Below are 10,246 nucleotides of genomic sequence, written 5' to 3' on the forward strand. Positions count from 1 at the left end.
ATTCGCCGTGCACGACTAAAATTCCGAAATGTCATCAAATATCGACTTTACAAATTCAATAGATGCGGCTCGAGATGCAGCGCCTGCAAGTACCAGTTCAGCATGAACAAGGCGCTGAGCTTCAGTAATGTCAGTATCGTAAAATGCGACAATGTCACCATCGATGCTGGTTTGAGTACTGGCTAATACTTTCACTGCAACTTCTGGGTTTCCCATCGCAGAAGACATCACCTTAGCAAAGGTTAACGGAGCAACTCCATCAGCACCTTCGCTCTTGAGTGTTACAGAGCCTTCAAAGGTAACCACATCAAGTTTAGACAAGTCTTTAATGCCAGCGGCCATAGTTTCCATAGCTTCTTTAAACTTTCCCATCATCAAATTCCTTCTATACATTAATAAAAAAGTAGTTTTATTGCCTTAACAAAGCTTGTGTTGAATAGCCCACTAAACATTGGCAAGGCGGCGCTTTGAGAAGCGGGTATTACTTTGTTTTCTCTAATAAATTGCTGTGAAAAAGGATGAGTAGTAAGGTGCTTTAAATCATGTTGATTATCGATTTCTAACCTTCCTTGGTATATTTCAACACGGAACTCTCCCCTTTCAGCAAAGCGCTGATTTGCGCGAGTATAAGCCTCATACCGCAAGTGCAAATCGTGTTGAAGTGTTTTCATTACGCCACCCTAACTAGGTCTTTAGCTTCATATTGTCTATTTGAGTGCTTCACCAAATTGGCTTCATCGTCTCGCCGGTGTAACAGCCCATCAAGCCCAGCCCCTTCCCAAAGACGTTTCATGTTCGTTATCTGAAGTGCGATTCCTGCGTAGTCTTTACGTGTTACCAAAGGCTTTATCGCCGCCATCTCTCGACGAGAGTCGCCGTTAAGGATGCCTCCGCGGTTATATACAAGCGAGACCAATGCTGCTTGTGCATCAGCATTTAAATACTCAACGCCTGGAAAAGTAGACTGCGTTTTTTGGGCGTATTTCGGGAGGGATGAGTGAACGAACACGTGCTTCGCGGCATTAAAGGGAATAGTGACAGTGCGTAAAGACGACACGTGAATTTCGGCCACTTTGCCCTTTAAGCCGCATAACCGCTCTAATTTCATCATATCTATAGAGCCAAGTAGCGACTGCCAGTCTGATTGAAATTGCGTTTTACTGGCGTAACCTAAGTCGTACCCAATGCCAATCGTGATCCCCGACTCGCCTTTAGGCCAAGTGGGATGCGTAAGGCATTTCTCATAATATTGCTTTGAGCTGATCTCATGTTGAACAATAAGATCTATGCCTTTTTGCGAAAGGGTTAGGCTAATAGCATTAGCACTTGTTAGCGATGATGAGGAATCTGAACGTGAAGAAAATGAAGAAAGAGATGTAACCTTCGTCAAGCGCTGGTCTATAGGAAGAAGTCGTTTTTCAAGGGCTGAAAGAGTCTCCCCGCCTAGTACGCCATCTGGTGAAACACCTAAGTGTTCTTGAATACGTTTAAGTCGCTCTGAAGTGGTGTAGTGCATTGGTTGTATCCATGCAACCTTGAAATACACTTCATTTCGATGGTTATTATTTAATCATATTAAAGCTTAACTTAACATTTATTGTACAAAATACAACCAATTTAATATCAAATAAATAAGCGGGCACATTTAAACTTAAATGGCCCCCTATTGAACATTGTTTGCAGCGATCGACGTGTTTAATGTAGTAGCATTTTTACTGCACAGTGCTTTTTATAGTTTGGCAATATTTAAAGCGACGTGCTCTTTAATATTCAAAGCACTTTACAACTTAGCTCTGACTACACATCAGTTCTCTCGATAAACCAACCGTATCTAAACCAGTCCTATCTAGAACACCTACAACCCAGTAAGCTGCGCTAAAGACTGGGTTGTTTTCACGCCGTTTTCTATCACGGTGATATGCGCCTCAAGGGTACTCATTTCCACACGTAATTCGGCCCTATCATCACCCAATGTCCAAACCAGCAATAAGGTTTTTTCGTCATTAGTCACAGAGAAGTCCCCATTAAAGGCCTTTGTGTTATTTCGAAGTTGAATTAACGCTATTAGGCCTTTCACTACGGGCTTTAATAGTGCGGCATCAATATCGTTTTCACTCAAATAAGGACGATTGATATCTCTTCCCACATTCGTTTTGGCAAGCAGTTCCATATCGTTAGTCGCGCCTAGTAAACCCGCGTAATAAACTTGAGGTACACCAGGGCTGAAAAACTGTATGGCCCGTGCTAGTAAATACTTTTCATCGTCTTTACCTAACGCATCATAATAAGTGCAGTTTATTTGGTACAAATCTACGTTACTTGCCGCTTCACCTGTGGCCTTCCGTGATTCCCCATCCGAGTTCACGTGTATCGTTTTTACTAAATTGTCGATTTGTACGTGGGTTAATAACCCCGGCTTGTCGCCGCTTGCGCCCACATCCACAATGCCAATGCCATCATGGGTGTCTAAAACCGTAAAACAGTTGCGTGGAGAAATAGATAACCAACGCGCCAATGCTGAAGCATCTTTGCTAAATAAAGTGTGCAATACCAGTGGCGGAAGCGCGAAGTCGTAAACGCTGTCACAACGAGATGCGATGGCAATTTGAGTTTCAAAGTGGCTATGAATTTCAACTAGGCTTTGAATACCCATTGCATGCGCACGGTTGCTTAGTTCTTCAATAAACTCGAAGGTTTCTTCCAACATGAAGCAGTTAGTGCCAGCGCGCTTTATGGCGTAGCCTGCCGCGTCTAATCGAATTAAATCTACATTGCTTTGCGTAAAAGCTTGAAGAATTGATTCTAGATACGCTTTCCCTAATTCAGACTCCACATCGATATCGATTTGATTGGCAGTAAAGGTTGTCCAAAAAGGCACAACTTCTTTATTGTCTAACTCATATTCAGAGAAAAACGGCGTAGGACGAGGCCTAAAAACCTTTTTAATACCTTCCTCAACATTGGCAATGTTAGCCTCGTCATCTTCTATAAACACCGACTGTTTGGTTAAGAATAGCGGCCAGTATTGAGACTCACGCCCCTGTTTAATCACATCTAAAAACGGCTCACTTTGGGCTGACATATGATTCACGATAAGATCAGCCATAATATTCATCGATTCCCCTACTTGCTTCACATCCGCCCAACTACCTAAACGCTCATCAACGGTGGTATGGTCGATAGGGTCAAACCCCGCATCTTCACCATCGTAAGGATAGTAAAATGGCAATATATGAATGCCAGTAAAAAGCCCTTTTAACTTCGTGTTTAGAAGCTTATTAAGGCCCGACATATTTCCTTCACCTAAACGGTCTGCATAGGTAATAAGTTGAACGCCATTACGTAAAGACATGAAAATTCTCCAGATAACAGGGTGCTAAGCAAAAAAAGAACGCACCGAAAAATTGCAGTGTTTGCCCAAATAATGGCTAGCACTGCTTTGAATGAAACTAAATAACGAAACACTTCATATCGCACTAACTAGACTTAGCGAACTCAAGGCCATATTCACGTTGTTCTATCATGGCAAGTCTTGCTCGAGTTGGTTGCATAATGGCGTTGTAAAGTAGCCCTAGAAACAACAAGATAGAAAAACCAGTGGCTACCACAAAGCCGTACTTAGCATCGCCTCCATAGGCGTCACTCACTACGCCCATAATGAAAGGCCCTGCCGCAGCGCCGGCAGCCGTAAAAAACAAGATGACCCCTGCTACCGAGCCGTGCTGTCGCTTTTCGAAACAGCTAATGCCCTTAGAATTGAACGTTGGGTAAATGACCGACATAAAGATACCGCTTAGTGGGAAAAGGAAAACGGCGAGTGTTGGGCCTGCCATTAAGCCAACTACAAAGCACAGCATTATCATGAAACTAAACAGCAGTAACACCTTGGTCCACTCGAAATGCTGCATCATCCAAATACCCACGAACCGACCTACTGCACGCAGCGCAAAGAACACGGAAACGGCGTAAATAGCTAAGGTTTGTGTAGATTCATTGGCGTAGCAGCTGTAAATACCTGAGGCCGAGTTGGCATCGCAAATAAGGTAGCTTGGCATCCACACATAAATTGCGCTTTCGGCTGCAACATACAAAAATGCTCCGATAGAGAAACCTAGTGCATAAGGATCTTTAAGTAGTTTTAAGCTATCGATTAGGCTAGAAGGCTTTTCTTGTAACGCTTGGCTTTCAGGGTATTCCACCATCAGTGCCATGCAAATTAGCAAAGTACATAGACCACCGGCAATCACGTACAACCAAGTCCAGTGTACGCCTTGGGTAATAAGCCAAGCGACTAAGATTGGGCCAATAATCGCCCCCACACCAAAGAAGGCTTCAGCGCCGTTCATGGTGCCGGTATGTTCTTTGGTTGAACGAGAAATATCACCTATTAAGGCAAGTGCAGCGGTTTTAAATACCCCTACGGCTAAACCTGAAAGGGTTACTAAACTTAAAATAAACGCAAAGGTATTACCTACCATAAACAGATAACAAGATATGGCAAATAGGGCTAAACCTAAGATAAGCGTTTTTTTACGGCCAAATTTATCAGCTAAAAAACCAAGAAAAAGCCCTGAAAATGCAATACCAACCATGAAAAGAGAATGCATTAAACTTGCTTGCGTATTAGTCACCGCAAATTCAATTTTCACTTCTTTGATGATTTCGCCTACCGAGTCGGATGTCATCGCAAACATCATGAACATTAAATAGGTTAACCATCGAATTACCCCAAAGCTTTGTACGCTCGCTTGGTGAGTAGACATGTAACTTACCTTTAAAACTTAAGAAAGATAGACGCATTGCCGCTGAATCTATTTACCAAGCGCCTGCAGCGAAACTCGGTAATAGCGCCTGCGGCGAAATACGGTAATAACACCTGCGGCGAAGTACTATAAAAACTAGTAGAACGCGTATTTCAATTGAATTGAAGACGTTCTTCCACTAATGGGGCGAGCACGAATGATATCCCCAGCCGATGCAACACTCTCTTCAGACTCAGTAATGACAAATTCGTCCGTGGCGTTGTTTACATTCAACGATACTGAGAACTGGTCAGACACATACCAAGTTGCAAATAAGTTAGCTACCACATAAGCATCTTGTTTAAGCTCGTTCGAGTCTTGAACATAGTACTCAGTGGAACCTTGGAGTGACGCCCCAACACTGAAGTTTTCAAAGTCATACTGTGGAATAACCGTGTAGATGAAATCAGCTTGACGACGAGGTGTCTTGCCTACCAATGCAGGGTTAAACTTATCTTCACTAATTTCTGCATCAGTCCAAGTTGCGTTTCCTGACATTGTGAAACCGTTACCGAAATCGTACTTACTTTCAAGCTCTAATCCTGTGGCTTCGTATTCACGAATAAAGGTTAAACCGCTTGTCACTTCAGCTTGAGTATCTTGGGTTACGGTATGAAACAAGGTGGCATTAAACTTGAAATCTTGCGTGCCATACTTCATACCAAATTCTAACTGCTCTGTTTCATCGAAACCGCTAGTTGTGCTGGTTAAGCTTCCATCGCCATTTAATGTACCAGCAATTTGAAGTAAGCGGTCAGCCAGCGCTCGGCCACCTTCACTATAACGACCAAAGAAAGTCATGCTGTCGCTGTACAGGTAAGAGCCACCCAACGAGAACGACGTGTTACTTGCTTCATAATCAACAATTTGGCTAGTAGCATTAGCGCGATTTAGGCGAATTACGCCGCCGCCGAAACCAAAACCGTTTGACGCAGAAGCATCTTCAGTATTACCTGAAATAACTCCGTCACCATTAATATCTACATCGGTATTTCCACCACAACACGAGTTGATAAGCTCACCATTTGCTTGCACGGTGTCATGCCTGGCACTTACATCAAACAACCAGTTATCACCCACTTCGAAACCCACGTTAATGTAAGGTGCTGTAGTGGTGTAGTTTAAATCCCATTCCCATGAGAGGAAGCTTGGTGTCCAAAGCCCTTGGTCAACAAGCGCAGTACCGTCTGCATCTTCAATATGCAGATACTGAGAGTTAGTTCCGTCTACCGTTTGAATGTACGTATTCCAGCTGTTCCAGCTAATAGCAATATCTTGCTTAGAGTAGTAGTAACCCGCGGTAAGCGTTACCCCATTGTCATACTCTTTTCGAAGACTTAAATCGTTGATCAAGTTACCTAAATCATTGTAAGTCGTATCGAACAATAAGTTCAGGAACGCTAAACCGTTGTACTCTTCTCCGGCATTTGAACCGTTCGCAAGGGTTACACTGGTAGAATCACAGTTAAAAGCATTGCCATCACCATCTAAGGCAGAAGCACAAATCGCTGTCGCCATACTGCTAGCAGACTGAGGGCCATAAGCTCCGAAGGTGTCGGTAAATGGAGAAACAAACCCACCGCCTACATCAGACGTTCTGAATTTGTTAAGTAAATAAAGGTCTTCTGCCACTTCCAAGTCAGCTTCAAAGCCAAATGAGGTCACGTCAGATTCAATACCATCCGTTAAATCACGATTAACCGGGTTACCGAAAGAATCAAAAGTTGAAGCGTTAGTAGTGTATGCAGAATGCAGTGTTTGGCTACTTGCATCAAAATTTTCTACCGCACCATAGCTGCCATTGCTTTTCACCATTACCGGCGCAGGTAAGTAAGTAGTAACTCTGTCGTTTAAATGTTTGAAGTAAAAACGTAGATGACCATTGTCTAATAGCTGCGTAAAGTTGATTTTTATTTGTCCACCTTGGTCGCCGTTATAGCCAGTGTCACGAACACCTTCACCACCACGCGCAAAACCACCAATATGGAAATACAGATCGTCGTTTACTTCACCGCCGTACGCAAAATCTAAACGAAACTCTTCGTAATCAATACCAAAAGATGTGCCGATTGCACCACCGCCCTGTTCACCGGTAGCACTGATCATATTGATAACACCACCTGGTGAGTTACTGGCGAATGTGGATGCAGAACCACCACGTACAGATTCTACTCTCTCTACAGACCAATCGTAGCGCAGAAAGTTATCGGCGTTACCGAAGTTGATATCGCCGTACTCTAAAACTGGAAGGCCGTCTTCATGAATTTGCATAAATTTAGAACCGCCTGTAGCCAGAGGAATACCACGAATAGTAATGTTTGCATTACCGCCGCCGCCCGAAGATTCCGCGCGAATGCCTGGCAGCGCACGGAAAACCTCTGCCGTTGAACGAGGTGCCAATTTCATGACTTCCTCTTCGTCAAACGAACTTACAGAGACACTTGCTTCTTGTGCAGAAACCCCAGCGGGGCTGGCAGTAACCACGATTTGTTCATAGGTTTCTTTTGCTTTCTTCTCTTGCGCTTCTTGATGTGAGGCGTCTTGAGCTAAAGCAGCGCCATTTAGGCCTAACAACACTGCTATTGCCAATGCGTTTTTATTAAATGTTGTGTGCATGGGTATTCTCCAAGGCTAAGCGAAACTCTCCAACGCCCTGTTGTATCGGAAGAAGCGAAAGAGAACTAAAATTTACAAACACCGACTTAATCGATTAAGCAAAAGATTACTGAAAAAATGTCTCAATGTAAATTATTTGTTTAAATAAATATCCAATTTTGTTTTCCCGCCAAACCCCGCAAGCACAAAATCTTTATTTAAATCATCAAAATAAACCACAACATTAGACTTTAAAATAGATTTAAAAAATAAACAAAAACACTAAATATTAACTTAATCGATTAAGCTGATCACTTAATCGATAACAACATACACTAGCTTTTTGAGTCCTCTTACGACTTAATGTAGTCACCCATATAAAGCTAAAAAGCCGATGTGACGTCCGTGTTCAAACAAATGACTTAATAGAAAAATAGCTGCTTGATTTTATAAAGCGAATTAGTAGGACGATTATTTATCTTCCACTACGACTTGGTACTTATCTGATTTAAAAGAGGTAGTGAAAAACAAAGTGCACAAAACTTACGGTTGAAGGTAGGCCTGAAGCGTATTTGGTTTTGAAAGCAGGCTCTGCTGCTAGTAGATAGTGTGTAGTGAAAACCAGGATTGTGTTCGTCTCGACTGATTTACAGGACAGGTTTTAGTTAACCAGCTTCTTTATTCTAGATGTTCTACTTAATCTGAGGGACAACTACGAGTATAGAGCGGACACTGGCTGACTCAGCTAAAAAAGTCCGTTCGAGACAAGGAGCTGGCGTTAGAGTTTTTGTTTTTCTACTTCAGGTTTATGTCACGAGGCCACAATTCAAAATCATCATCGAAGGGTAAGAATGAACTGTTTCGTGATTGGCTTATAAACGCTATCACTAACAAAATGTGGCTCAGATTAGAAAATACTTCTATATGCCCGCTAACGACTTTTGTTAGCTAAATCTTGTAGTTGCTTAGCAATCCTTTCAAATTCTAAGTTTGCTTCAATATAGAGGTTGCGCGTTTCATCGAGCCTTTGCAGCCACTCTGACATTAAGGCTGGCATCAATGGATCAGATTGCATACAGGTAAAATCATAATGACTGGAGACTAAATCTTCGGGTATAGGGGCGTTGTCTACTAAAGGCTGTACTTCATCAATAACGGTGCATCGTTGTAGTATCGGTATTATTTGGTCAATTCCATCATTCAGAAACTCATAGTATGCTTCTAAAAATTGTAAGCTATATCGAGCATTTAGCAATTGTGTGCGCTGAGCTGAATCTGCTATAAATCCCATTTTTCCAGCAGAAATCATTTCATCTAACACGGCAGGGTCTTTTAGAGGAGGAATCGAAAATAAACTATTATTCATCAGTTGGTTAGCTCTGTCTTGATCAATCTCCTGCGCTGCAAGCAGCAAAGCAGTTAAATTAATGCCGTTTCGAAGGTAAGTTTCATAATGCTCGCTTTGTTTTTTGAGAGTGTCACTTAGAGCTGTGTATTCATAGGCTAGGCGATCATGATAAGCAGCGGCTTCGGCATTTTGAGCACGCTTAGAAGACCACTCTTGCATTTGCAAACCCATATACACACCAACTACCACAATTAAAAAATCTAAAAAAACGGCGACCCAATTTTGCTCTCTTAGGTGTTTGGTTATGCTGAGCACTCTCATTTTACTGGCCTATTTGATTATTCTGTTCATCGTGTTGAGCTTTAAGTATACGCAAATTGATCGGCTGATGAAAAATTCTTGCTAGCCCTTAAAAGAGGCGGGGGATGTTGTATATTGATCTAGGTGATTAACCCTAGAAATTATCGAATGACCGCTAATCTATAGTTTTGCAGTCATATCTATTTTTTAAAAAGCCTGAAGGTCCGAACTACGTCTTGAGTTCAATCAATGGGCGCAACACATTGGTTAAATTTCTGTGCTGGTGTTTCATAGTCTAACGTTTTTCTTGGTCTTTCGTTAAGTTGTCTCGCTACACTGCTAAGTTTTTGTTGGCTGTGTACTGATAAGTCGGTACTTTTGGGAAAATACTGCCGTAGCAATCGATTGGTGTTTTCATTGGTACCACGTTGCCACGGTGAGTAAGGGTCGCAGAGATAGACTTTTATATCAGTGGCTAGCGTGAATTGTTTGTGGTCTTTAATTTCTCTCCCCCTGTCCCAAGTTAGAGATTTATATAGTTCCTTAGGTAGCTTTTGAGCGTGTTTGATAAGTGCAGCAATCACGGTCGACGTTTTACTATCATCCACTTTCGCCAGCATTACGAATCGAGAGTGCCTCTCTACTAGTGTCGCTATGTAACTGTTGTTAGAGCCACATATAAGGTCGCCTTCCCAGTGACCAGGTATAGCTCTATCTTCAACCGATACAGGTCGTTCACTTATAGAAACGCCATCAGGGATTTTGCCCAGACCTAATCTTTTCAGTGAAGCTTGGCGAGACTTGCGAACCGCTCTTTTTGACCGCAAAAACTTTTGCAGTTCTTTCCTTAGAGCGCCTCGCGTCTGAATGAAGAGTGTTTTATAGATGGTTTCGTGAGACACGTACATTTCCTGATTATCGGGGTATTGTCGCTTTAACCAACCCGCAATTTGTTGTGGTGACCATGCCCTTTTAAGCTTAACAGCTATTATTTTACATAACTCTGGGGATCCAATTAACTTACATGGCTTAGGTCTCAATGCTTCGTCCCGGGCTCGTTGTTCAGCTTTTACGGCACGGTAGTGCTTCAATCCACCATTTCTTTTTACTTCACGGCTAATTGTAGATGGCGCTCTAGACAAACGTCTGGCAATTTCTCGAATGGATTGTTTACTGACTAAGCATCGTGATATCTCTTCTC

At 42.4% G+C, this 10,246-nt stretch carries 8 protein-coding genes; all 8 read right to left on the reverse strand.

What is annotated here, in order from left to right:
* Positions 1–15: 15 nt before the first annotated feature.
* Entirely contained in the window at positions 16–372 is a 357-nt protein-coding gene (locus Q4561_RS05170; RefSeq protein ID WP_303458100.1) for a hypothetical protein, read from the reverse strand.
* Positions 373–392: 20 nt separating this feature from the next.
* Positions 393–671, reverse strand: coding sequence for a hypothetical protein (locus Q4561_RS05175; protein ID WP_303458101.1), 279 nt, complete (start codon positions 669–671; stop codon positions 393–395).
* A complete protein-coding gene (locus Q4561_RS05180) occupies positions 671–1,516 on the reverse strand; it encodes a hypothetical protein (RefSeq protein WP_303458103.1) in 846 nt (281 codons plus the stop codon). The genes Q4561_RS05175 and Q4561_RS05180 overlap by 1 nt, the downstream gene beginning before the upstream one ends.
* 339 nt (positions 1,517–1,855) lie before the next feature.
* The gene (gene gtfA / locus Q4561_RS05185; protein ID WP_303458105.1) at positions 1,856–3,352 is read right to left on the reverse strand and encodes a sucrose phosphorylase; all 1,497 of its coding nucleotides are present in this window, start codon (positions 3,350–3,352) and stop codon (positions 1,856–1,858) included.
* A gap of 124 nt (positions 3,353–3,476) precedes the next feature.
* The gene (locus Q4561_RS05190; protein WP_303458131.1) at positions 3,477–4,703 is read right to left on the reverse strand and encodes a sugar MFS transporter; all 1,227 of its coding nucleotides are present in this window, start codon (positions 4,701–4,703) and stop codon (positions 3,477–3,479) included.
* Positions 4,704–4,898: 195 nt separating this feature from the next.
* A complete protein-coding gene (locus Q4561_RS05195) occupies positions 4,899–7,418 on the reverse strand; it encodes a TonB-dependent receptor (RefSeq protein ID WP_303458106.1) in 2,520 nt (839 codons plus the stop codon).
* 910 nt (positions 7,419–8,328) lie between these two features.
* A complete protein-coding gene (locus Q4561_RS05200; protein ID WP_303458108.1) occupies positions 8,329–9,066 on the reverse strand; it encodes a hypothetical protein in 738 nt (245 codons plus the stop codon).
* 221 nt (positions 9,067–9,287) lie between these two features.
* Positions 9,288–10,246 (reverse strand): IS30 family transposase (locus tag Q4561_RS05205; protein ID WP_303458110.1); only part of this gene is annotated, 959 nt, incomplete at its 5' end.

This window comes from Alteromonas sp. 1_MG-2023 (assembly GCF_030547075.1).
Taxonomy (GTDB): domain Bacteria; phylum Pseudomonadota; class Gammaproteobacteria; order Enterobacterales; family Alteromonadaceae; genus Alteromonas.

What these genes read in the sequence shown, in the direction of transcription:
- Q4561_RS05200 (WP_303458108.1), bottom strand. Translation starts at nt 9,066, where the DNA reads ATGAGAGTGCTCAGCATAACCAAACACCTAAGAGAGCAAAATTGGGTC.
- Q4561_RS05195 (WP_303458106.1), bottom strand. Translation starts at nt 7,418, where the DNA reads ATGCACACAACATTTAATAAAAACGCATTGGCAATAGCAGTGTTGTTA.
- Q4561_RS05190 (WP_303458131.1), bottom strand. Translation starts at nt 4,703, where the DNA reads ATGTTCATGATGTTTGCGATGACATCCGACTCGGTAGGCGAAATCATC.
- gtfA (WP_303458105.1), bottom strand. Translation starts at nt 3,352, where the DNA reads ATGTCTTTACGTAATGGCGTTCAACTTATTACCTATGCAGACCGTTTA.
- Q4561_RS05180 (WP_303458103.1), bottom strand. Translation starts at nt 1,516, where the DNA reads ATGCACTACACCACTTCAGAGCGACTTAAACGTATTCAAGAACACTTA.
- Q4561_RS05170 (WP_303458100.1), bottom strand. Translation starts at nt 372, where the DNA reads ATGGGAAAGTTTAAAGAAGCTATGGAAACTATGGCCGCTGGCATTAAA.
- Q4561_RS05175 (WP_303458101.1), bottom strand. Translation starts at nt 671, where the DNA reads ATGAAAACACTTCAACACGATTTGCACTTGCGGTATGAGGCTTATACT.